This window comes from Corynebacterium sp. 11A (assembly GCF_008930935.1).
GTDB lineage: Bacteria > Actinomycetota > Actinomycetes > Mycobacteriales > Mycobacteriaceae > Corynebacterium > Corynebacterium megadyptis.
Genome location: NZ_PQMR01000018.1, coordinates 1 through 25376, shown reverse-complemented (window position 1 = coordinate 25376; position 25376 = coordinate 1). Strand labels below are relative to the sequence as shown.

The 25376-nt window shown below is 62.2% G+C and carries 10 protein-coding genes and 2 pseudogenes; 1 reads left to right on the top strand and 11 read right to left on the bottom strand.

Features of this window, described 5'->3' with window-relative positions; genetic code table 11:
• Positions 1 to 272: 272 nt before the first annotated feature.
• From GBB18_RS10330 to GBB18_RS10285, 10 genes and pseudogenes are all read right to left on the bottom strand, one after another.
• A complete protein-coding gene (locus GBB18_RS10330; protein ID WP_151641610.1) occupies positions 273 to 1034 on the bottom strand; it encodes a decaprenylphospho-beta-D-erythro-pentofuranosid-2-ulose 2-reductase in 762 nt (253 codons plus the stop codon).
• 28 nt (positions 1035 to 1062) lie between these two features.
• Entirely contained in the window at positions 1063 to 2529 is a 1467-nt protein-coding gene (locus GBB18_RS10325; RefSeq protein ID WP_151549809.1) for an FAD-binding oxidoreductase, read from the bottom strand.
• A 126-nt stretch (positions 2530 to 2655) separates the two neighbouring features.
• Positions 2656 to 4971, bottom strand: coding sequence for a 3'-5' exonuclease (locus tag GBB18_RS10320; RefSeq protein WP_151641609.1), 2316 nt, complete (start codon positions 4969 to 4971; stop codon positions 2656 to 2658).
• Between the two features lie 112 nt (positions 4972 to 5083).
• Positions 5084 to 5260: pseudogene (locus GBB18_RS10315) on the bottom strand (LuxR C-terminal-related transcriptional regulator); the annotation flags it as partial.
• An 18-nt stretch (positions 5261 to 5278) separates the two neighbouring features.
• Positions 5279 to 6226, bottom strand: a complete 948-nt coding sequence (locus tag GBB18_RS10310) for a hypothetical protein (RefSeq protein ID WP_151641607.1) — start codon at positions 6224 to 6226, stop codon at positions 5279 to 5281.
• A gap of 270 nt (positions 6227 to 6496) precedes the next feature.
• Positions 6497 to 7177 carry a hypothetical protein gene (locus tag GBB18_RS10305; protein WP_151641606.1) on the bottom strand — a complete coding sequence of 227 codons (681 nt, stop codon included), beginning with the start codon at positions 7175 to 7177 and terminating at the stop codon, positions 6497 to 6499.
• 433 nt (positions 7178 to 7610) lie between these two features.
• On the bottom strand, positions 7611 to 8735 hold the full coding sequence (locus GBB18_RS10300) for an ABC transporter ATP-binding protein (RefSeq protein WP_151641605.1): 1125 nt from the start codon (positions 8733 to 8735) through the stop codon (positions 7611 to 7613).
• Positions 8736 to 9362: 627 nt separating this feature from the next.
• Complete coding sequence (locus GBB18_RS10295; protein WP_151641604.1) at positions 9363 to 15692, bottom strand: DEAD/DEAH box helicase; 6330 nt, start codon at positions 15690 to 15692, stop codon at positions 9363 to 9365.
• Positions 15693 to 15698: 6 nt separating this feature from the next.
• On the bottom strand, positions 15699 to 20282 hold the full coding sequence (locus tag GBB18_RS10290; protein ID WP_151641603.1) for a DNA methyltransferase: 4584 nt from the start codon (positions 20280 to 20282) through the stop codon (positions 15699 to 15701).
• Positions 20283 to 20296: 14 nt separating this feature from the next.
• A complete protein-coding gene (locus tag GBB18_RS10285) occupies positions 20297 to 23293 on the bottom strand; it encodes a DEAD/DEAH box helicase (protein ID WP_151641602.1) in 2997 nt (998 codons plus the stop codon).
• Between the two features lie 1034 nt (positions 23294 to 24327).
• Between GBB18_RS10285 and GBB18_RS10280 the strand changes: the two genes are divergently transcribed.
• On the top strand, positions 24328 to 25122 hold the full coding sequence (locus GBB18_RS10280) for a DeoR/GlpR family DNA-binding transcription regulator (protein ID WP_151529614.1): 795 nt from the start codon (positions 24328 to 24330) through the stop codon (positions 25120 to 25122).
• 78 nt (positions 25123 to 25200) lie between these two features.
• On the opposite strand, the pseudogene GBB18_RS10275 reads toward GBB18_RS10280, so the two are convergent.
• Positions 25201 to 25376 (bottom strand): annotated as a pseudogene (locus tag GBB18_RS10275) (class II fructose-bisphosphate aldolase); the annotation flags it as partial.

Genomic DNA, 25376 nt, shown 5'->3' with positions numbered 1-25376 from the left:
GGGCGGGGAGGGCGGGGACCGCGCAGGGAGCCATCTGTGGCAGTGCTGGTACTCATGCATTTAGTGTGACACACCCGTGTGCGGGGATGGAAAACATCCACGCTGCTCAGTTAATGCATCTTGGGGCTTATCGACGCCACCCTCCCCGTCCCTTAATCACCCGCATACGCAACCACCCCGCCGGCGATGCTCGTCCTCTGCGGAGAGCAGCGGAGAACGCCGGGCGGGGCGGATGAGGCGGCTGCAGTAGTTGCAGCGGCTAGGGCAGGCTTTTAGAAGGGCAGCTTGCGGAAGATGGGCTTCGGCACGTGCTGCAGGATCATCATCACTGGCTGGAAGAGCGGGTGAACCCAGATCACGTCCTTATTATTGTTCACGCCCTTGAACACGGCGTTGGCCACGTCCTCGCGATCGACGGTGAGTGGGGCTTCGTCGAGCTCTTCGGTCATCTTGGTGCGTACCTGGCCGGGACGTACCACGAGCACGTGGGCACCGCTGTCGCGCAGAGCCTCACCGAGCTGCTCGTAGAAGGCGTCGAAGCCAGCCTTGGTGGCGCCATAGACAAAGTTGGAGCGGCGTACCTTCACCCCAGCCACCGAGGACAGTGCCACGATGTGGCCGTGGCCCTGCTTCTTGAACTTCTGGCCCAGCAGGGTGCCCACGGACACGCCGCCGGTGAAGTTGATATTCGCGGCCTTGACCGCTTCCTGCTGGTTTTGCCACTGCTCCTCGTTATCGCCGAGGATGCCGAAGGCCACGATGGCCACATCCACATCACCGGCGGCGAAGGCGAGATCAATCACGTCGGCGTGGGAGTCCGTGTTGGTGGCATCGAAGTCCAGCACTTCCACGGCGGAGGCGCCGGCCTTTTCCATACGGGCGGTGGCCTCGGCGACGCGCGGGGAGTCCTCGCGGGCGGCGAGGGTCACCCGAGCTGGGCCTTCCTTGAGGAAGCGCTCGACGATGGCGAGTCCGATATCGGAGGTGCCGCCGAGCAGGAGAATATTTTGGGCTTGGCCTACAGCGTTCAGCATGTGGATTCCTTTCTTGCGCGGGCGTAAATTAGCGCAGCTCGAGGCGGCGGCTCATGTCGGAGGCGAAGACACCGTGCGGGTCGATCTCGTTGCGGGTCTTCAGCCAGCCCTCCATGCCGGGGTACATCTGGTGGAAGTTCTCGGCGGTGGTGCGGGATTCCTTGGCCAGGTAGAGGCGGCCGCCAAACTCCATCACGCGTCGATCCAGATCATCCAAGAACTGGCCGAGGCCCTTCTTGATGGGGAAGTCCACGCACACATTCCAGCCCGGCATCGGGTAGGACAGCGGGGCCTTATTGCCTTCGCCGAAGAGCTTGAACACGTTGAGTGCAGAGTAGTGGCCGGAGGCCTGAATGTCCTTGACGATGGACTTGAAGGGCTCCACCGCCTCGCGCGGCACCACAAACTGGTACTGCAGGAAGCCGCGCTTGCCGTAGCCGCGGTTCCACTCGCCGATGAGATCCAGCGGCTGATAGAACTGGGTGAGGTTTTGCACCTGGTTTTTATAGGTGCCGGATTTAATCCACCACAGCTCGCCGATGGCCACCATGGACATCTTGTTCATGGTGAAGCTGGGGAAAATATCGGGCACGGTCACCAGCTGCGGGGCGTTGAACTTCAGCGGGTCCTTCGCCAGCTTCGGGTTGAGTTCCTCCAGCTGAGCCAGGGTGGCCAAGGAGCCACGCGAAATCGCGGCGCGGCCGAGCTTCGGCTCGGGCGAGATGGCATCAAACCAGGCAGAAGAATAGGTGTAGTTCTTCTCGGAGCCATCGGAGTGGAACTCGATGGTCTCGTCCAGGTTGGCGGTGAGATCGCCATCGGCAATGAAGTAGGCGGTCTCGGTGCGGGTCATCTTGATGCGCGCCCGCAGGATGATGCCGGTGAGCCCCATGCCGCCGACGGTGGCCCAGAACAGCTCGCCCTGCGGATCATCCGCGGAGCCCTCCGGCTCGAGGTGCAGGATGCGACCATCGGCCACGAGCAGTTCCATAGACACCACGTGGTCGCCGAAGGAGCCGGCGGAGTGGTGGTTCTTGCCGTGAATATCGGGGCCGATAGCGCCACCGATGGTGACCTGGCGGGTTCCGGGCAGCACCGGCACCCACAGCCCATAGGGCAAGGCGGCCTTCATCAGCTGGTCGAGGGTGACGCCGCCGTCCACGTCCACGATGGCGGTCTCGGTATCGATGGAGTGGATGTGGTTCAGCGGGGTCATATCCACCACGAGGCCACCGGCGTTTTGAGCCGGGTCGCCATAGGAGCGGCCCATACCGCGGGCAACGATGCCGCGCTTGAGATGGTTGGGCTTGGATTCGTTCTGCTCCGCCACGAGGGTGACGGCGCGAACGATCTCTTCCACATCGGGGGTGGACAGCACGTGAGCCGTGGTGGCGGCGGTGCGGCCCCAGCCGGTGAGGGTTGTGGCTTCTGTGTGCAGGGTTCCGTGGGCACCGTTCGAAGCAGCGGTGCTGGTCTTACCTTGTGTGCTCGTCATCGCTAAACAAGGCTACTCCGCGGGGCCGTGATTGTGGGTTTCCATGCCCGTTTTGTTGAGTTGTTGTGAATAATCCAACATGCGCGCGGCGGTGCCGCCGCCTCTCGGCTGAGGTGTGGCTGAGGTTTAGCGCTCGCCACACTCCGGCAAGAGGGAGGAGGGCTCGCCGATGGTGGTGATGAGCAGCTCGTCACGGGCACGGGATGCGGCCACGTAGAGCAGGGCTCGTTCCCGCTGGAGGGCGTCCTCGCGCTCGGCGTCGGGAAGCGGCATCCGCCCGCCGCGCCGAGGAATGGCCTGTTCATTGATGCCGTCGAGGATCACGTGGGTAAATTCCATGCCTTTGGCGTTGTGCATCGTCATCACCGACACCGGCGCCTCGAGGGTGGCGGCCCCGGAACGCAGGGTGCTGGTGGTGATACCGGCGGAATCCAAATGGCTGGTGCGCATGACCACGCGCCGTTTATCGCGGCAGAGCACGCCGATATGCGTGGAGGCGCTGGCATTGGTGCTCCACGCGGTGATGGCGCGCTCGATAGCGGCGTCTTCTTCCTCTGGGGTGGCCGCGTGCACGATCCGCGGCAGCGGGCCGGTGCGCACGGAGCGGTAGCCGGTGAGGGTGTCCTCCTCGCCGCTGGAGTCCAGCCAGTGCACACCCTCGAGGATGGCGGAGGCATAGCTGAGGTTTTCCGCGGTGGTGCGGTAGTTCAGGCGCAGCCTACTGGTGGCGCGGCCGCGGGTTTCAATGCCGAAGCGGCTTAGCGGCAGCTGATTGCCGTAGATCCGCTGGTGAGAGTCCTCGGCGAGGAAAATGTCATTCGGGCCGGGGGCAACACAGGCGCGGATGAAGCGCCAGTGCCCAGCGTGGAAGTCCTGGCCCTCGTCAACCACCACGTGATCAAAGAAGGGCTGTTGGCGGGCCTCCAAAATGTGGGCGGCCACCACGGCGAGCGCCGGATAGGTGAGGCGTTTTTCCTCTGAGCAGCGCCGGATGAAGGCCTTGACGATAGTCCAGACGATCTTGCGTTCTTTGCGGCCCAAGGGCGTGCGCCGGCCCGTGCGGGTAATGCGCAGATAGTCCTTCATCTCGGTGATGGAGTGGGCGAGGATGATATCGGTGAACTCATCGTTGAGGAATGCGGGATGCCGCTTGTCCTGGGGCAGGCCCTCGCCATTGAGCTCGGCGGCCAGCTCCCAGTTTTTGTGCACCTCGCGGTCATCGAGCGGCCGGGGCACAAAGGAGCTGCTGATCCCCAAAGTGGCCTGGAGGGCGGCGTCGAGCTCCTCCTTATTGGCATTGGTGATGAAGTTGTAGATCGCCGAATCAATACCGTTGATCCACACCCCAGGGGTCCCGGGCATCCCGGCCTCGGGATAGGAGGGGTCCAGCACATTCATCTGGGTTTTCAGCTGCCGCGCGAGATCCTTGGTGAAGGTGGTGAGGAAGATCCGCGGCACCGGCCCGCCCTGGGCGCCGTGGGTGTAGAGATACCGGGTGCGGTGCAGCAGCACCACCGTTTTGCCGGTGCCGGCGCCGCCGAGAATGCGGGCGCTGCCGCGGTGCTGGCTCTGCACGGCACGCTGCTGGGAGGGGTGGAGGAAGGTGCGCCACTCAGCGAAGCTGCCCTCTTCGAGGATTTCTTTGAGGTCCAGCTCGGAGGGGTCGATCCAGTAGCTGGAGCGCTGCAGCGAGTTGATGATGGTGTCATCACTGCCGGCGGTCTCGTCATCTGCGTCGATGTGTTCGAGCTCGAGGTCCTCAACCACCTCGGCGATGCTCATTCCCGCGAGCAGCCCGACGATGGCGTCGTGCTCAAACTCGGGGCGCTCGGCGAGCAGCTCCTCCAAGACGGTGTCGTTCTCGGCGGCCTGGACTGCGGCGATGGTATCGGGGGACAGGCCCAGCTCGGTGCGGAGATCCTCGGTGCTGATACTTGCGGCGCGCAGGATCTCGCGCGGCGGGGTCTGCGGCAGCTGGGCGGGGGTGCCCACGCTCGCATCCGACTGGTCCTTTTGGGCGTCGGCAAGCTGTTGGGCGGCAATTTCCGCGGCGCGCTGCTTGGCTCGGGATTCGATTTCCGCATCCAGTTCCGGAGACGTGGAGGCGCTCGGTGTGCCGCTATTGTCGATGACCACCTCGCCATTGGTGGAGTTGATCTTCACCGTCACCGTCTGCGCATAGGCGATGGCCTCATCGTGATTATCCACGTGCAGCAGCATGAACAGCCGCCCGTTCGAGCCATCGAGCTCCACGAGCACCGCGCGGTATTTGTCCGTCACCCGTCCGGTGCGCACCCGCGGATCGGCGGTGTTCTTCAGCGGCTTGATCCTTAGGGAAGGATGACTCGGGTCCTTTTGGATCTTCTCAATAAAGGCCAGAATCTGTTTTTCCATTCCCGGAACGGAATGGAAATTCTTTCCCATCATCAGGGTGCTGCTCATTCACTTCACTCCATGTGCTGTCGCGATCGCTTATCGACGCCCACTCGCGCCGCAGTGGCGTATCCGTGTGAAGCACAGCTTAGTGAATGCGCCATCGCTGAGGGTTTCTTTCCTATAGCCAACCCTGATCGCAGGCAACGCGGGCAGCCTCATAGCGAGTGCCGGTCTGTGTTGTCGTGATGATGCTGGAGACGTGATTGCGCACCGTGCCTGCGCTCGTGTGTGGCTCGGCGGCGATGCTGCGGGTATCCGCCCCGCTGAGCGCCAGCGTGGCTACCTCCACCTCGCGCGGGGTGAGCGGGTGCGTTTAGCGCGGCTGGGGGAGGGCCGCGGCCACCGGCTGCGGCAGCGGCACATACTCCGGAACCACCGCCAGCACCGGATCGCTCACTGGTGGGGCGATATGGCCGAGCTGCTGATCCAGCACCTGGCGCGCCGGGTAGTTCACGAGCGAGACATCGGCAGAGCCCACGGGGTTGGGCAGGCTCGGCGGGGCGGGGATGTGCTCGTTGGGGCCGAAAGCAGACTGCACATCGTGGGTGAGTTGCGCGGCGGAGCCATTGGTGGCGGCCGCCACGGAGAAGTCACGGCCATAGCTGGCGGAGGCATGGAAAGAGCGGCGATCATCCGACCAGCCCCACTTGGTGCCGATCACCCCAGGCAGCGTGGAGGTGCCAAAGTTCTGGGCATAGCCATCGGCCGCCACGGGGGATGCGGTGGCAAGGGCCACGAGTACCGGATCGGTGGGGTTCTCGCGCTTCTTCGCCTCAAGGTATTTCACGCTATCTGCCGTGGAGGTAGTGGAATTACCCCAGTGGGCGGCACCGTGGGTGTCATGCAGGCCATAGGTGCGGGCAGTGGCGTTGATGGACTGCGGATACTTCGCATAGAGCTGGGAGGCGATGCGATCATCCGAGGTGCGCAGCATCTGGGTGGCCTGCGCTTTTTCTTCGGCGGTGCCGTGTCTAAAGACGTAGTCGGCGATGTACATCTTCACGATCGACAGCCCGGGGCGGGACTCATGCTCGTTCGCGGTGCCCGCATGGATACCGGTGGGGGTGTGTTCAAAAGAGATTTGCGTGCGCGCTGGGGCATCGATGGTGCCATTGGGGTTGGTGCGTGGTACCGGCGCCGCCGCAACCGAGGTGGCCAGTAGCGGGGCGGCGGCCGAGGCGATCACCGCCGTGGATAGAGCCGACACAACGCGGCGGGATACGCGGGGAAGACGAGAGGGAGCGCGATGACATCCAGACATAGTGTTCAGTATATGACTCGAGGCTAGGTGCTGGAAGTCAGTGTTATATGCGGCTATTGTGCACGGACCTCCTAGCTCCAAGGTGGCTAGGGCGGTGCCGGCCACAGTCGAACTCGGGGCATAGGAGGTGGCGCTTCCGCGCTTTCACGGTAGATACGTGCTGGTAGTGCGGGCCTCTGGCTGATGATCACACTCGTAGTCAGCGATCAACCAGGATCGCCTCCATTGGCGCCTGTGATGCTCACCCGCCACCACACTTCGGCGTGGCCTCTACGGAAGCTCAGGCGGTGCCGGCATCTCTCCTTCATAAGACACGTGGTCACCATTCCAGTAGTAGACAACCTCCTTGGTGAAGGCGTACCTGTTCGCTAGTGGTTCTCCTGAAGCGCGAAAGGCTGCGCTGTCCACAAAAGACACGCGAACGCCGGTGGGATCCGCTGTGGCTCCCGCGATTGCTACGCGATCGTCACCTGCGAATTCCTGGAACGAACCTTTGTGAAAAAGTGCGACCCGTAGGTCAACGCGCAGATCATTATTGTCAAGCAGGATGTACGACATATCACTATCTGGGTCGTACTCCGAGCTATCAGAGACAACCCAACTGCCACTGCCGAACGTTGTTTCTGCCGCGGCTAATGCGATTGCTTCGGCTTCCGATGTCGAGGCTCCGGCCGGGCTCTCAGAGTTACTCGACTGCGGCGCGCTGCTTTCGGTTGACTCATCTGGGGCGACGGTCGTTGTTGAGGTTTCGGTGATGGTGGTGGTCGTAGCCTCACTAGTCGATGGGGCTGCTGTGGTGTCATTGTCGTTGCATGCTGTCAGTCCAGCGATGCACAGGCCCGCGGCGAGGGCTAGTGCCGATGCCTTCGTGGCTGTCGAGTAGGTGGTGCGGGTACTCAATGAATTCACCTTCACTAGATAGGCGTGAAAAAGAAGCGAGCTCTCCACCACGTCGTTGAAGTGGATGGTCTGATGCGCCGTCCGGTGGTGCCGATGGCGCGCTCGTGCACACACCGCTCGGCCTCTCGGTGGGGCGTCATAGATCTCCAATTTTACTTACTCAACGTCCAGTAAAGGCGGTTTTCCGCCGCCAATATGTGGACTGTTGGCACACTTGTGGGGCATGGGATTACTGAGGGGCTCTGGTTGGCTGAGGGCGCCACAGTGTCTACTCGCCACGGTGACGGCGATATCACGGGAGCTACGTCGGAAAGAAGCTGCCTGGCCTGCAGGTTCCGTCGTTGAGCTGCAAACCTGTCGCGAACATCGACAATTTCTCTGACATGCAGGCTTGGGGTGCGAGGTTTTTTAGCGCCCATCGCAGCAGCGCCCCGGCGCAGCTAGTGCGGTGCGGCGGGGCGCTGAAATGAAGGTGACGAGGGGGTTAGTCGATCAGGCGCTCTCCCGTGGAGGGGGAAAAGAGATGCTGCTTATCGGGAAGAATGCGCACGTAGATCGTGCCATCGCCCTTGGTTACGGTGCGCGGAGGAACACGCACGATGAGGGTGGAATCGATGGAGCCCGACGTCGGTGCCTGCTCGGGGTCGGCGCCGGCCAAGGAGCCATAGACATAGGCGTCAGAGCCCAGCTCCTCCACGAGGTTCACGTGCAGCGGAATGGCGCCGGGGGTATCGGCGGACACCAGCTCGAGGGATTCGGGGCGGAAGCCCACGGTGAGAGTGCCCTGGTCCTCCTTCTTCAGGGCGCTGATGGCGTCGCGGGGCACGGGGATTTCCGCGTCGCCGAGCACCGCGCGCTCACCCTGAATGGTGAAGGTCCCGAAGTTCATCGAGGGCGAGCCAATGAAGCCAGCGACGAACTCATTGGCCGGCTTGTCATACATTTCCTCTGGCGTTCCGACCTGCTGGAGAATGCCATCCTTGAGCACCGCAATGCGATCGCCCATGGTCAGCGCCTCAGTCTGATCGTGGGTGACGTACACGGTGGTGGTGGCCAATCGACGCTGCAGATCCGCGATCTGGGTGCGGGTTTGGATGCGGAGCTTAGCGTCTAGGTTGGAGAGCGGCTCGTCCATCAAAAAGACTTGGGGCTGGCGCACAATGGCGCGGCCCATCGCCACGCGCTGGCGCTGGCCGCCGGAAAGTGCCTTGGGTTTGCGGTCGAGGAACTGGGTGAGGTCAAGGATGCCCGCGGCCTCGTCCACCCGCCGGTTGATCTCTTCTTTGGCGGCCCCCGCGATCTTCAGGGCGAATCCCATATTGTCCCGCACGCTCATGTGCGGATAGAGGGCGTAGTTCTGGAACACCATCGCGATATCGCGGTTCTTCGGCTGCATCGCGGTCACATCTTTGCCGCCGATCAAGATCCGGCCGGCATTCACATCCTCCAAGCCTGCGAGCATGCGCAGCGAGGTGGATTTACCGCAGCCGGAGGGGCCGACGAGAACGAGGAACTCGCCGTCCTCAATGTGCAGGTCGAGCGAGTCGACGGAGGGCTTTGTCGCGCCAGGATAGACGCGCGTCGCCTTATCAAAAGTCACAGTTGCCATGATCTGGCACACCTTTCTTCACCGGCAGGTACGTGCCGGACGATCCGTTGTGAAGGGGGTATGAGCAGGCCGCGAAGCAGCCGGCTATTTCTGCCGAGCGATTCGTGCCATACAAAGCACTCCTCGTCGATTGTGGCACAGTCCAACACTGATGAGACGCTAAAACAACAAAGGAGCTCTGTGTGGCGGGGTTTTCCTAGTGATCGTTATTCCAGAGGGGAAGAAACAGATCGCCATACATGTCGTTCTTAAGGGCGCGGCATTCCCTACAGCGGCGACTCGAACTTGGAGCAGTAGATCGCCGAGACCGTTGATGAGGATAGTGCCCGGATGACGTAAGTGGGAGCGCCGATGGTGAGTTCTGGGGTGATTGTGTGGGCGGCTTGCTCATGCTTGCGGGGCTGCAGACCGTGTGTTCGTGGCGGCGTGGGATAACGTCCTGCTGCCGATGATCATTCTCTTCCTCAGCCTGCAGCGCTTCTGGCAGTCCGGCCTCTCCGCTGGAGTTGTCAAGGGTTAAGCCCCTCGCTGCTGGCCACGCTATCCCCTCACCGATAGGGGAGGGGATAGCTATGGGGTGGCCGCATCCTGCGCACGCTTATCGACGCCCACCTTCGGCGCGTGCGCCTACTCGCGCAGGCGCTGGACTACCTCCGGCAGGTTCTCCGCATCGCTGAGCTCAGCGATGGTGATACTCAGCCACGGCGCGGCGAGCTCATTGTCGTCGAAGAGCAGCGCCAGCTTCTGCTCTGTGTCTTCGAGCTCCCACACCGCAATGGTGGAGACGCCGTCGATCTCCTCGCCGATATTTTCGGGCGCGGCCACCCCGGCGCGTGCGAGAACACGCAGCGCGGCCACCGCCTCCTCATCGTCATCCCACTCCTCGAGCACCTCGGCCCACGCGTCGCTGATCTCGGAAGTGTGAGACGCAGCCGAGGTATCCGCCGCAGCCGGGCTCGCCGCTGTAGCAGCTGCGGGCACTGCCGCCTCCACCGCCGAGAACTCGCTGTTATCGCACACATCAATAAGCACGCTGTTATTGCTGAGGAAGCCCAAGTTCGAGATGCGCAAGAAGCGGTTCCAGCTGTCTTTGTCCGAGCCTTCCTGGTCTGGAATGAAGCTGATGCGCACGCCCTTGTCCACGCGGCGCAGATCCACCGCCGGCCCCAGCAGCTGGGGTCCCTGTTCCTGGGCGGCCCAGGAGATGTGGAAGGCCGCGGCCTCGCCGAGCTTATCCCAGCGATGGGTGGGGTGATGCAGAATTTCCAGCAGCTGTGTCATGGGATCGCGCAGCAGCAGCTCGTGGAAGGAATCCTGGAGCCGTAGCTTCTCATTGAGCACCCCACGCAGCTGCCCCACATACCAGCGGGGCGTCTCGGTGACGCCGGTGGTGGCCGTGGCGCGCCGGGCCTCGAGATCCTTGTAGGTAATGGACCACGGGTACATGCCGCGGCGGGCCAGCTGTGACCGCTTGGTGATGTCCCCAGCCACCCGGTTGTGCAGCTGGCTCGCGTGATACTGATAGCCGTCGAGATAGGCGGCCACGGTGCTCACGGTGGCGTTATCGGTTTCAAAGTAGAAGTCGGGTTTGGTTTCTACCAGATCCTTCTGCTCGTGCATGGTCCACTGGTGGGGCGAGTTCGGGAAGCTGATGGTCCAGCGGGCATGGTTGCCCACTGTTTGCTCCTGCACGCGCGCGCCCTTGGCCTTGAGATCGGCGCGCAGCTGCTCGAGGAACATCACCTCGAGTGCTGAGCGGCTATCCGGCTCCGGGGCTTCCTCGGTGATGTGGCCCTCCCAGAGGTTCTCCTCGCGCAGCGGATCGACGCTGTCATCCGGGTGGAGATCATCCACCAGGATTTTGGTGATCGCCGCCAGCGCTGATTCCCGCGAGGTCTTATCCACATCACTGCCGGCGCTAAAGGGCAGTAGGCACTCGGGGCAGGCTTGGCGCTGATCGTTCTGGCAGGGGCAGTGCTCCAGCTTTTCATAGGCTTTTAGCAACAGGCGGCGAATATCGGCCGAGGAGGTGAATTGCGAGAGATAGCCGGTACCGCCCGGGATCGTGTCATGCAGCAGCAGCATGGGACTCACCTTGCCGTGGGTGCTGGCGTGGACCGGCGCCACATCGAGGTGGTCGGGGTTGCCGCCGAGGGCCAGTTTGAAGCCCATGCGGATCGTGGCGATGAGGCTCGGGGTGGCGTTCTCATCGGCGGCGGCAATGCTGGGCGGCAGGTGCATGAGCACGCCTTGGGTGGTGAGGGTGCGTCCCAGGGCGAAGGCGATGGTGTCCTCGTCGGCGGCATTGCGCAGGGAGCACCAGGGCTTGTGGTCGCGCCAGTGATTCGATCCCGCCTCGGAATCCTTGTGGCCGCACTCGCGGCACACGCGAAACATGGGAGTTTCCACTTCGGCGCCACACAGGGATTGGCGCATTCCGCCTTGGGCGCGGCCCAAGTTCAGCCAGCGCATGTTCACCGAGGGCAGGTAGCGGATACCGAAACCGGTTTCGCGCAAGAACCATCCCTCGCCATAGCCGCCCTCGGGCACCACCATGGACAGGGCGCGTTCGAAGCGCACCGAGGTGCGATCGTCTTTGGCGTCGGTAATCGCGGAGCGCGAATAGTCCACGCTGGCGTAGACGCGCGTCATTTCCACCACGTTGATCACCTGCGCGGCATCGGCAAAGCGAGCGTCGCCGCAGTGTGGGCAGGGAAGCGTATCAGAGTCGGGGGTTTCTACCCGCGAGTAGGAGCAGCTGGGGCAGAGCCGCCACCGTTGCACAGCGGCGTTATCCGGTCCGAGCTCCACCGAGTCCACCGTGGCGGCAATGCCTTGGGCATAGAAGGTGGCGTCCGGGGCGAGCTCGAAGAGCGCGGAGGAGATACCGCGCGAATAGTCGCGGGCATGCGTTTCGATCTCCCCGGTATCGGCGTCGGTGCGCGAGATCGAAAGGTGAAACTCCACGGTCTCATCCAAGAGCGTGAAGTTCGGCAAAAGGCCCGCGCGCTCCATCACGGCGATCCAATATTCCTCCTCGAACTCGGAGGTCAGCTGGCTGTTGATGAAATTCGCCGCCGCCCGGGTTTGGCGCAGCTGCAACTCGGTTTCCTCATCGGCGCTATTGCTCTCAGCGACGCGGTTGAGTTCATCGAGCGTGGCATGCACCGCCTTTTTGCGCTCCATGAGCATTGCGCGGTGAGATTGCCAGGTACTGCGGCTCTCGCGCAGCACGGCCACCGCCTGGGTGCTGGCCCACTCCCGCAGCTCCTCCTTCACGGCTTGGGGCGCAAACTCGCCCAGGCTGTCCAGGAAGGCATCGAGCTCAGCGTCGATCCCCGCCTCGATGCGATCGATCAGCGCGGCCACCACCGTGCCCTCGAAGTCCTGCAGGCCATAGCCGAAGACGGACTTCGCGCGCGTCGCCGACACGTCCAGCTCGGCAAAGTCCATGGTGTCGATCACATAGGCCAAGAACTGCCGGTGCAGAATCTCTCGCGCAGACAAAAAGGCCGCCGGCGGCTGCACCACACCATTGATGGTGCTCAGCGGCCGTTCCAGCCGGGCCAGCGCCTTCCCGCGCCCGCGGGTCACAGCGATCACCAGCGAGTTGCCGCTCAAACGCCCAGCACGGCCCACGCGCTGCACATAGGAGGCCACAGACTCCGGCAGGGAGGCCAGCATCACCGTGGACAGATCCCCGATATCGATACCCATCTCGAGGGTAGGGGTAGCCACCAGCACATTCGGCGCATCCGGTTGTTGCTTATCGACGGCCGCCTTGAACTGTTCCTCGATCTCCAAGCGATCCGCGGTCGCCAGCAAGCTCGTGTGCTCGCGGCTGATGACCGTGCGGGAGTCCCGGGAGCTATACAGGCTGCGGTAGTAGTTGTGCGGATTAGCCACCACCTCGAATCGACCCTCACAGCCGAGCGAGTGGCAGGGGGTGTGGGCCAATAGTTCGCGGCCGTGGGCGTCCACGCCGAAACGGCGGTGGCACACCGAGCATTCGAGGATGCCTGGATCGGGCTCGTGCACCACGCGAATGCGCGAGGGCTCGAGATAGTACATGGTGGCACCGGTGTTGGACTCGAGGCTGCTCACGATGCCCTCTGCGGCCAAGAGGCGAAATAGCGCGGTGACGGCCCAGGCGGCGTGGCGGGTGTCGATGCTTAAGTGGGCGGCGCTCCAGCGGGCACACCAGCCGCGCTCCTCGGAGAGCGGCAGCACTGAGTTCTTCGATTTTGCGCCAGCGAGTTTTCCGCCCGCACGGGGAAAGTGCGGGGCGCCGCCTTGGGGGAAGCGGGGCACGCCTTGGGCGGCGGCTTCGCGGCGGTAGAGCATGTACTCGTTGCCGTCGTCTTTGATGAAGGCGCGCAGCAGCTCGGTGTAGATACCGCCGCTGAGGCGGGTGTATTCCAGCAGGCCGCGGGCCCAGGCCAGCTCGCTGCCGGCACCATCGAGTGCATCGCCGGTGGCGGGGTCATGGGAGATAAACGCCGCCATTTGCGTCTCGCCGAAGGCGCTGCGCAGAGCCTCTTTAGCGATGGGCTCCAGCACCGCATCGTCTACGTCCACGCCCACGGACACGGTTCCGGTGGAGACCAAAGAGCGGGGCAGATCGGCGCGATCACCGAACTCGAGAGCCACATCCAGCTCCAGCACCTTGGTCAGGCGCTTGGTGGCCTCGCCGCGCTGCCCCGAGGAATAGCTGGGATCCCAGAAGGGCGCAAAGCGTTTATTCTCCGCCACCCAGGGCGGCAGGAGCTCAAAGCGGGAGCGCGCCGGGACCTCATCTGCATCGGCGGAGGCAATGAGCTGCTTGGGCAGGGTGTCCAGGGTGGTCGCATGGTCGATGGCCGCATTGGTGCGGCCACGGAAGGCGAAGGTGCGGGCGCGGGATTGCATGAACCCGGCGCGGTGCGCGGCATCCTGCACGGAGTCGGTGAACACCAGTGATTTCTTCTCTGCGGCGTCCACATCGTCCATGCCGAAGAGATTGGACACGGCCACGGAAAGCAGCGTGGCCACGGAGGAGCCGAGGAAGCGGATGGAGTCGCGCTCCCCGCAGGAGGGGCAGACGTTCTGGCGGGCAAGCTCGTCTACGTCCTCGCCGCCATAGGTGAGAACCCGCACCACGCCGCCGAAGTCCAGGTGTTCCTCTTCGGGCTCGCTCACGCTCAGCTGCGCATTGGGCAGATCCAGCCAGGCCAGCATGGAGTGGTCCTCGGCCAGGCGATCGTGTCCCAAGCGCAGCTCACTGGAGGCGTCGATGAGCGGCCGCATCATGGTGCGTTTGCGCACGCTGTGGCCGCGGATGGTTTTAGGGTTGGTTTCGATGCGCTCATCGCCGGGCTGGACGCTAACCATCCACCCCGAGCGCCCGCAGTTACGGCAGTAGCAGGCCGGCAACCAGTTGCCCTCGGTGGTGCCGTTATCGGACCAGCGAAACATTGCTGCCCCAGCGGCGTTGAGCTCTACGGCGCGGTCGATGCGCGATACCTCCCGCACCCATAGGTGGGTCTCTACCCCGGGGAATTTCTTGCCGTGCCAGCCATGCAGCGCCCCGAACTCGGCGCGCAGGTGCGCGATCAAGGTCAGGGTGTGGGCAATAAAGGTGGCTGCGTCCGCGCCGAGCTGACGTAGCGTTTCGGCATGGAAGAGTTGGGCATCCAGCGGAGTTTCGTCCTTTTCGAAGGATTCCGTTATCGCCACCGGCCGGCTCGTTGCCTGCAGCAGCTGAAGAACCCACTCATTGCGCGAGGCCGCCGCAATCGTGTGCTCCACGGAGGTCTCCGCGCCCAGGCCGAGTAGTTTTTTGCCGAGCACTCGGCGCACGATGCGATCGTGCTCCACATGATCCTCGGCCGCGGTGGCCTGTTCGATCGCGCGATTCATCTCCTGCATCGCCTCGGCCGTCGGCGCGGGCGTGGACTTGGCCTCGATTCCGGTGAACTCGGCAATGCTGCGCTGCCACTGTTCGATGGTGAGCACGGTTTCGCGCACCACGGAGCTCGGTGGTAGCTGTTCGCCGAAGATAGTGTGCGCGAACTCGAGCATCTCTGTGGGCTCGGAATTGTTATCGCCCAGTGTTGCGGAGGTAGCCACCGGCGTGATCCGCCCCAGCGGGCGGGCCTTGTCCTCCTCGCTTAACTCGCCCTCGGGCTGGAGGGCCTTGATCTTCAACCCCATGCGCCGCAGCAGCAGCGCCACATCGGTGCCTTGGGCGCCGTCGTAGGTGTGGAACTCATCGAGCACCACATACTGCAGGCTTGTGGCCGATTCCTTCCATAGCTGCTGGTCTTCATCGCGCAGCAAGAGCTGATCCAGCATCTTGTAGTTGGTCAGCAGGATCTCCGGCGGGGCCAGCCGCATCGTCTCCCGATCGGTGATCAGCCCCGCCTCGCTCACGGTCCGACGGTGCGAGTCAGCCGTTTCACCGGTATAGATACCGGCACGAATCCCGCCCAACCGCGGATCGGTGGTGATCAGCTCCGCCAGACGCGCCGCTTGGTCATTAGCCAGTGCATTCATCGGATAAAGGATGAGCGCCTTCATTCCCCGCCGCCCCGTGGTGCGCAGGCAGTGATCCAGAATCGGATAGAGAAAGGACTCCGTCTTACCCGAGCCTGTTCCCGTGACTACCAGAGTGGGCTCTGGCCGCCGCTCCTTGCCATCGCGTGACGACGCCAACCTGCGGAACGCCTCCGCCTGGTGCCGGTAGGGAAGAAAATGCTCCGGCAGCCAGCCTAGAAGGTTCGACCAGTCCGAGGCTGGGGCATAGGGCAAACGGGTGCGCACATAGGGGCCATGGAACATGCCCTCCTCGGAGTTGGTGAGAAACTCCTTCAGCCCCGCCGCCGTTGCCTGCTCCGCCAGGGAGAAGCTGGTGGCCAGGTACTCACTCAAGCCACCAATAATGTGGTTCGAGGCATGCGTGGGGATGATACTGGACATGGTGGGTTATAGCTCCTTGGAAAAAGCCTCATAGGCGGCCCGCAGATCGGCTTCACGATCCAGCGGGGCAAAGGGGTAGTCGAAGGTATAGGACACCTCGGACTGCGGGTGCGTCCAGGTGCGCTCCGCCGCGGACAGCTCCGCGCCGGGCTTCAGCTTCTCCTGAAGCTTCACAATCTCCTTCGGTACCTTACGGCCATGCGCATCATAAAGATCCTCCCGATCGTAGCGACGCATCACGGGGAATTGGGTGCGATAAATCATGCACAGCTCATCAGCGCTGATACCCAAGGACAAGGCCACAATGGTATCAATCTCATTCTGCGCATGCCAGCGCTCCTTCGCGTTCCGCAGCGGAGTCTCCGGCGTCCACTCCTCACCCGTGATCTGCTCCCACAAGGGCGCATACGCGCGGGTAAGGCAGTTCAACTCCAGATAGCGGCGGGCCGCAATGGGCCACAGTGCGTTCTCGGTGCCGAGGGGGAGCACTTCGAAAACAGTCGCCATAATATGCCCCGTCCCAGTTGATCGCAGATAGAAATCTACAAGGAACGAGCTGGCCGTGAATGCTGCGGCAAGCGTTCTCACATCTCCCATCGGCCCAGCAGAAGTAATGGTGTACAAGTGCGTGGACTCTGCGGGCAGTAGGGAAGGGTAGAGCGTTCGAAAACCGGTAGTCGCAGCCATGTTTCGCCATCCGACGCGGAAAAATGATGACGCATACTCCTTTTTCCCGTCTACGGTCCACGTGCCAAACAAGCCATTTATCGCAGCTTGATCCAAGGAATCATCGAATGCATATGATGTCGCAGGAATAAAGTCTTCGGCTACGGCCTCAAGGTCGATCTCGGACCAGTCCTTGTTACTCTTCATCGTGGGATTGGGCTGCTTGATCATGGGCGTGGATACGCCCAGATGTGGGCCTTGCAGAATCGCCTCGGCCCAGGAATCTGGATGCTGCCACGAGGTGTCGAAGTACCCCTTCTTCTTGTCTGTGGTTTCATTCCAACCACTGGAGAACTGTAGCCCCAGCGAACCAATACGATCTGCGGCAGCGAGCTTTTCCAGAACGGCGGCAGCAGCGGTGTTCACGGTATAGACCATGCGCGTTTCCAGCAGCGGCGTGTCGGGATCCTCGAGAACGGACTTCCACAGCTCGAGGGTGTTCTTATCCACGGTGGCAATTCGATCACGGTGGGGCCGCAGATCCCAGTTATCGTTCTCGTCCCTGAAACCGGGGAGTATGCCGCTTCCATCGTGCTTAAAAGAATCGCTCACGCTCGTGGGGTGGTAGAGAGAGTTCGCAGAAAGGAATCTGGGGTCGTCTACGGCAATGGAATAAACATGAACGCCGTACGTGACGTGATTATCCACATCGAAGAGCTTGAGCTCGTTGATGAACTGCCAGTGGCGGCGCAGACGACGATATGCACCTATGCGTAGGGGTGCAGCCTTCTTCTCTGTGAAGTGTGATTCGGGGTGGATCAAAGAGATCACACCAGTGTTGCTGGCATTGGCCCAGGTGCGCTCTATGAAGCCCCGGTAGAGATCAGGTCGCTGATCTTTGAGGTGGGGGTAGCGGGTGATATCGCCAAGCACAGCGGCAACGACTACAGAATCGGAAATACCGCGCGACATCGTTGCAAGAACAGCGTCATTGTCCGCCAAGGATTTGCGCCGTGCTTGCTTTTCCTTTTGGGTCGGTTTGGTGGCAAGTTTGAACCATGGGTCGTGCTCAGCGAGGAGCCCATCCACGTCCACGTCGGGCCGCACCCACGGCGGGTTGCCCACTTGGAAGTCGAAACCGCCCTCGGCCATCACGGCGGCGAAGTCGAGATCCCAGTGGAAGAAACTCTGCTCCGCACTAACGCGCTCCACGATGGCCAGCCACGGGTGCGCCTCCAGCAGCTCCTCGTATTTCAGGGCGCCGGAGGCCTTGAACTCGAGATCCTCGATAAAGTCCAAGTCCTCCCAATCCATGGTGAAGCCGAAGCCCTCGGCCTGCTTCTTTCCAGACTTCAGGGCGTCATTGGCCCGGCCCAAGGCGTGGTGAAGCGTGCGCAGCCACTCCTCACGGCTGGGGAGCAGCTCCGTTTCATTCAGCGGCCAGAACCACAGGGCGTTCCAGGCGTTCATGATCAGCCGCAGGCGCTGATAGGAGCCGTTGAGATTAGCGAAGAGCTCCTGCTCGATCTGTGCGCGGGTGACCGCGCCGGCGCTGTGCTGCTCCGGCTGGCCCCATAGGTTAATGGTGCGCCGGGCCTGCTGGTCTGCGATGCGCAGGCGCACCAGAGCAAAGCGCCATAGCACCTCGACCCGCTCGGAGAGCTCCGCGAGCTCGCGGGCGTGTGTCTTGCTAAAGCCCTTCTGCACCGACTTTCGCCACGTCTTCATGGCTGCGATCTGCTCGGGCGCCATGGCTTTGAGGTCCTTGGATTCGCTGGCGGCACCCCAGCCAAGGGCGGGAACGAGGAAGTGATGCACCCGCGAGGAGACCTTCGGATCGGGTCTCTGCGTGATAATGGCTTCCGAGACCGTCTGCACGCTGTGGTGCCGCGGGCGCTCCGAGAGGTACTGCTTGGTGGTGAGAGCATCTGTGCTCAGTGTGGAACGCGTCGCCCCGATAAGCGAGTTGCCGTGGCGCAGGTGCAGGCCGAACCATGGGGCCTTTAAATCGGCGGTCATGGTGTTTAGCCACAGCGAGATCTCGGCGAGCTCCACGGCGGTGCGGTTGAGGTCTACGCCATATACCTGGTGCAGGGCGATGGAGGCCTTTACTTTTTGTAGTTCCTCGGTGAGGGACTCTGCCGGAATCTGCTCATCGAGCTCTTCTTGTTTTAGCGTGATGTAGAGCTCTGCCAGCTGGTTCACGGCCTCCACGGCGAAGGCGCCGGAGCCCATCGCCGGCTCGCAGATACTCAGGTTCAGCACATCATCGGCGCAGCTGATACGGCCTGAGCTGCGTAGCTCCTCGATGGCCTGGCCCACGGTGAACTCGGTGATCACCGGCGGGGAATAGAAGGAGGCCGAGCGCTCTCGATCCCGGGAGGATTGGCGATACACAAAGGAGCCGGCCTTGTGGCGACGATTGCGGGTGCGGGTGCCGGAGATGGCGTCGTCAATCCGCTCTTGGACGAAGCTGTCCGTGGGCAGAGTGGCGGCTAGCGACTCGGGCACAACCCATGATCCCTTGGAGGGATCGCCGTGGGGCGCGACCTCCAGCAGCTCTTGGGTGGCGATGAAGCCGGTATAGGACATCAGGCCCTCGTACACCTGGCCGAGCTGGGTGACACCGAGGGTGGCATAGGAGACGAAGCCGCGCTCACGGCCCGAGGTTTCGGGGGTGAGCAGCAGGTTTTGCAGCACCGTGTGGAGGGCGGCATTGGAGAGTTTGACGCGGGAGATATACGCGGTGGCATCTGGCTTGAAGAGATCCGCGGCGAGATTCCGGAAGCGGAGGCCATCGGCGCCGGCGTTGGCGTCGAAAAGCTCGGCGGTGGGGTCCAAGGGATCGTGGCCCTGATCTACCAAGGAGAAGAGGAGATCGAGGCTGTCGTAGAGGTAGGTGCCGCGGGCGGCTCGCTCGCTGGGAGGTTCGATGAGGATCTGGTCGCGCAAGTTCGACAGACCATAGCCCTCGTCATATTCGGGCACCCCAGTGGGCAGGATCTGCAGCTCCGGGGAGGCCTCGGCGAAGAGCAGGAAGAGGATGCGATAGAGATAGCGCAGCGACTGCTTGGCCAGCTCATTGCCGTCGAGATCAATGGGCAGGCGCTGTTCGCGGTGGCGATCCAGCACATCATTGCCGATGATTTCGATGGATTCCTTAATGGCCTGGCGGAGGCTCTCGCTCACCTTCACGGCGTGCTCGCGGGACTCGGCGAGCGTCTCAAGCCACCAGGTGCTGCCATCGGGGGCGCAGGTGATGTTCTCCCACGCCAGGGCGGCGCACACCTGCTGCAGCTCGCCGCGATTCTTGGTGTTATTGCGCTCGGCGGCAAGGGCCACATCCACGCCGAAATACCGACCGAGAGGCCAGGGATCGCGTTCTGCGAGAATCACCCAGGAGCCGGCGATTAGCACGATGAAGGCCGGCTGTTCCTCGCTGAGGAATAGCTCCGTCACCAGCTTGGTGGCCGACCACTCCAGCTCGGCGCCATCCAAGCTCGGCGGGCTCAGCGGGGTAGCCTCCACCAGCTCCTCAATACTGGTGATGGGAGAAACACGAAGGGTAGCGGCCTTGTGCTGCAGCGATCCGGTGAAGGCAAGAGTGCCGGCGCTGCTCTGCACCTCCTGCGCTGCGGGGTGCGGATAGCCACAGGCGGATTCGATGGCCGCGGCGGCAGTCGCCACCGAGGAAGGAGTGGCGGGGTCAATGGTGGATAGCGCCGTCTGCAGCTCATTGCGCTGGGCAGTGAGCCGACCCCACGGGGAGGTGGAAGATGCGGAATCCTTATCGTCGGCCTTCCACACCTTCACGGCGTCCTCGGCGCGCTTGCCAAAGGACGCGCCCTTGGTGTTCTCATCGTTGGTCAGGTAGTAATCGCTGATCCACTCGTCAACGTTGGCGATGGAATCGAAAGAAGCCATGGGGGAGATCCTTGTTATGCGCTGGGGGTGGTGGCGGGAATGATGACGGCGAGGGGGCGGATAAGGGAACGCTGCGGGCGGGTGGCCACGAGCATCTCACGCTGCTTGTCCACCACGGCACGAGAGCGGGGCGCCCGGCCGGAGCTGTGGCCACTGGCGCTTTCCCATTCGGTGGCGCGCTTCGACCACGCCGCGGCGCGGTGTTCGGCCTCGGCGATGCCGGCGCTCTGGATGGCGTCCACATGTGTCTCCGCTGCGGCAAGCGCCGCGCGGATCAGTCGGTTCGTCTCTGGTGGAACGCTGAGCGAGCCAGTGGAAATCGCCTGCTCATTCAAACCGATCTCGCGCAGCATGGCGATGGGATCGGTGACGGTATCCACCGTGGCCGCAGGGATACCCTCGGGCACATCCAGGCCGAACTGGCCCGGGGTGGCCAGCAGGAAGGAACGGGTGACTACCTGGCCGCGGGAGCTGGTGAGCGTGGCCATGAGCAGCACCGTGAGCTCCTCCACGTTGCCGGTGAACGCGGGGATCTCGGACTTTGCCATTGAGGACAGAGCGCGATCGGCGGCCCAATCCGATACCGGGTGCAGAGGGCCCAGATAGTGTGCCTTCGGCCAGGTCTTGGAATCGTTATCGCGGGCCGCCTGCAGCTGCGACTCGCCGCGGGCGGTGGAGGTAGCCAGCATGAGGCGCTTCTTTACCTGGCGATAGTCCACATAGTCCTGGGGCAGCAGATCGAAACGGCGCTGCAGATCCGGTGGGGGAGTCAGCTCCATCGTGTCATTATCGTGCAGCTCCATCGACACCCCGCCGCGCGCCGGGGACTCCGAGGCCACATCATGAAACGCCTCCGCGAGGGCCTGCACGAGATAGTCCTGCTCGCTGGAGAACAGGCTATGAGCCGCCGAGGAGGTGAGTGGCTGCTCCGGTTCCTCGTCGAGGACCAGGGTGCCGCTGTTGAGCATGGCCCAGAGATCATCCACGGCCCGCTCGTCTGCACTGCTCTCGGCCGAGGGGGCATCCGCGGCAGAAGCGTCGGTGTCGGCGCCGGCGCCGGGGTCTTCGGCGTGGCGGGCGGCGCGGTCGCGGGCGTCACGCACCACCTCTTCCGCGGTGCGGATAGTGGAATCGAGATCACGGCGGCCCCGAAGAATATCGCGGACGCTATCTTCCTCGCTGCGGATGGAATGCTTGCCCATGAGCAAGGAGGCATCGCCGAGGAATTGGTGGGCGGCGTGCTCACGCTCGACGAGCTTCTCCAATACGTGGGTCTCGCCGATGCCCTCCTCGGGATCCAGAAGCAACGTCGCGATCTGCGGCGGGTTGGTTTGGCCATAGCGATCAATACGGCCATTGCGCTGCTGGATACGGATGAGCGACCACGGGATGTCATAGTGCACCAAGTGGTGGCATTGGCTGTGCAGGTTCACGCCCTCGCTGGCCACATCGCCGGTAATGAGCACCCGGAGCCTGGAATCGGCGCGCTTGAACTCGTCGATCAGCTCCATCTGCTCCACATCGGACATGCCGCCGTGCATGACCTTCACCGCGCCCTTGCCCAGCTTGAGGTCCTTGCTCAGGTTGGTCTCGAGGAAGTGCAAGGTGGCGACACGCTCAGAGAAGATCACCACCCGCTGCGAGGAGCGCTTCTTAATGCCCACCTCATTGCGCAGATAGTCCACGAGTTGGAAGTACTTATTGGAATTATCGGGGGTGATGTGCTCTGCCAGCTCGCGCAGCCGGTGCAGGGCCTGCACTTGGGCGGCGCTGGTGGCAGACGCGGAATCCGCGGCCAGAGTACGTAGGCGGTTATCGATGGTCTCCAGCAGGGCGGCGGGGGAGGAAAGATAGGCCTTGACTAAAGTCCACGGGAAAAGGTCGCCGGCCAGTTTCGTACTCACCCACGTCTCGCTGAGCTCGCGGGCCACGGCATTTTCCTCCGCCGAGGCCTCGATGAGGATATTGGTGGGCTCCGCGCGAATCGCCCACTTATCGCCCACCACCGAGGCGACCTCCTTGGAGTTGCGGTGGCGGCGGATGATGAGGTCCTTGGCGGCGGCCTCATCAATCACTCCGCTCGGGCTCACGGCCAGAGGATCGAGCAGGCGCAGGATCTCCTTAAACGAGTCCGGGTCGCCATTGTGCGGGGTGGCCGAGGCGAGGATCAGCGCGTCCGTGCGCGGCGCGAGCGTGCGCACCAAGCGGTTATTGTGCGTGCCGGCATTGGTGGCGTTGTGGATCTCATCCACAATCACGATGTCCCAGTTCACCTTCTCCAGCTGGGCGAGATACTTAGGCGACTTCAAGGTATCCATGGACACGATCACGCGCGGGAAGTACGTGAAGGGGTTTTTGCTGGCCGGTAGCTTCTGGCGCACCTTTTGAATACCGATCGAATCGAGACGCACCAGCGGAATGGAAAAGCGCGTCCACAGCTCCTGCTGGAACTGCTCCAGCACATGCTTCGGGGTGACCACCAGAATGCGCTCCCCGCGCCCACGCCGGATCAACTCGGCGGCGATCATGCCGATTTCGAGGGTCTTGCCCAGGCCGACGGCATCGGCAAGCAACACGCGGGGCTGTACCCGCTGGGGGTCGAGAGCCATGCGCACGGCGGCGAGCTGATAATCGAGCGGGTCCGCGAGCATACGGGTGGCCACGTCGAGCTCCTGTTGCCGCAGCGGCACCGGGGTTTGGCGCATCGTGGACTCCAGCCACAGCTTCGAGTGGCGATAGCGCGGGGAATGATCCGGTACGGGAGTGACCGCGGCAGGGTCGAAGATGCGGACATCGTCAAGGGCGGTGAAGAAAGTAGCGGTGGTATCGCGCACATAATCGCTGAGGCCGCGGACCTTGATGCGGAAGCCATCGGTGGAGCGGGTTACGTGGGTGACCAGCCACGACTCATTGCGCACCTCCACGGTGACGCCGGGCGCGAGCTGATCGAAGTAGCTGGGGTCGCGGGGGCTGGCGGTGGCAGATGAGGCCGCTGCGGAGGGCTGAGTCATAGTTGCATAAGTTTAATTACTCAGCGCTCATGGTGGGCCGATATGGCTACGCCGTGTTGGGGCGGTCGCGGGGTGTGTGATCGCGGGCGATACGGCCCGCGGAGGCGCGGTAGTACACGAGAGGAGCGCGATCTACGGTGTGAGGGAACTCCACAACCTCTACAGCTCTCGTACCTAGTTCAGCGAGTAGGAGAGTGGGAATGCCGCTGACTCTTACATCAGGATCTATGATGAGCGGCCTGTGCGAAAAGGAGTCGAGGGGCTCTCCTCGTTGAGGGAGACGAAATGCTGCTGGAGTTAAGCATCTGAAAATCCCACAAGGGCACAGCAGAGAACGCGGCATTGTTTCTCAGAGGTTACGTTCCCTCTCGGCGTGCAGTATCTGGATGCGTATGAGAAACCTGCGCCCCTGACGGGGGCGGAGGTGCATATCTCTTGCTTGTGAATATAAGTTGCGAGCTCGGTGCAGATCTAGGCCGCGCGAATTAGTTTGATCGCGTGTGGAAGCCGATAGCGAAAGAAAACCGGCGAACACGTCTTCGCAACCGGTCCTAATTTTAGGGAATCTCTATATCGCTAATTTGACCTACTCTATCCAGCGCTGGAATTACCATTGTCCGACTCAACTTATATCCAATTAAGCGCAGCCTATGTTTATCTGAAAAAGAGGATTGTGCAGAGTATGTGCAATGCGTGTATGAATGTACATCGCTTTCGACTGCAAGATGTCGAAGTTGTGTCGGGAAGGATGAGTAGCTTACAAGCCTGCTCATGGCTTGCTAAGGCATTAACGTCGATCTAGTTGCGAAGTGGGAGTTGGTAGCCCCTTGGCGCGCGCCGGCGCTTGGAGGCACAGATGGTGATGCGATGAACTCGTCCGAAAAGTGGTTTTAGACACCCGGATGCTCAAGCGCCTGTAGGCGGGTCGGCGAATCCAACATAGGACGATGGGGGGAAGCATACTAAGATAGAGGGGTGACCCTCATCAGTTGGGGCTAACGGAGGGCAAAAATAGCTCGGAAGGACTTCGCGCAGTGATTCGAACGGAACGGCTTCAATCTATCGTGGAAATGCTTAATAGTAATGGCACAGTGACGGTAGATCAAATAATAAACACGCTTGGAATCTCTGCGGCAACCGCGCGCCGTGATCTAGATCTACTCGCAGAGAAGGGTCAAGCTTTACGGACACATGGCGGGGCAACGGCTATCGATAGTGGCTTGCCAACCTTTTCGCTTCTTTCAACGTCTCCATATTCAGCGCAAAAGCGGCAAATAGCCTTGGAGTGCATGCGTTTTATAGAGCCTGGGCAAGTTATTGGATTATCTGGCGGAACCACGGTTAGTGAGGTGGCCTTAGAGATCGCTCGATGGGCGGCCAAGCATGCCGAAAAGTCTCCGGTGACGCTTCCGGTTTTGACAGTAGTTACAAATGCTGTGAGCGTTGCCTACCGTCTCAGTGGAAGGCCAGAGCTGCGGATTGTCGTGGTTGGGGGAGTGATGAATTCGCACTCCTGCGAGCTAACAGGCCCTTTTAGTACTCAGGTATTAGAGCAGATCAATATGGATTTGGCCTTTATCGGTGTTAATGGTTTTGATTCCAGTGGGCCGGGTACTACTGACGAATTTGAAGCTTTCACTAACCGTGCTATGGCTTCGCGGGCGGTGAAACCAGTCGTGGTTGCGGACTCCTCCAAGTTCGGGAAACGTTCATTCTCTTCGGTAGGAGGCCCAGAGGCGATCCGAACTGTGGTAACCGATTCGGACATCGACAGCAAAGTTATTTGCTCTTTGCAGGAACGTGGCTATGACGTGGTGGTTGCCGGCTGACGTCCGTAATTTTGCTTGGAGCAAAGCTTAACCCTCCCCGTTGCGTGGTGTGCTGTGGGGAGGGTGTGAGGGGGGGTGTTACTTGGACACGGAGGTTCCGGCGGAGTGGAGGTCCTGGCAGGCCTCTACGATGCGCTCGGCCATGCCGGTCTCAGCCTTTTTCATGTAGGAGCGGGGATCGTAGACCTTCTTGTTGCCGACCTCGCCGTCGATCTTGAACACGCCATCGTAGTTAGCGAACATGTGGCGGGCGA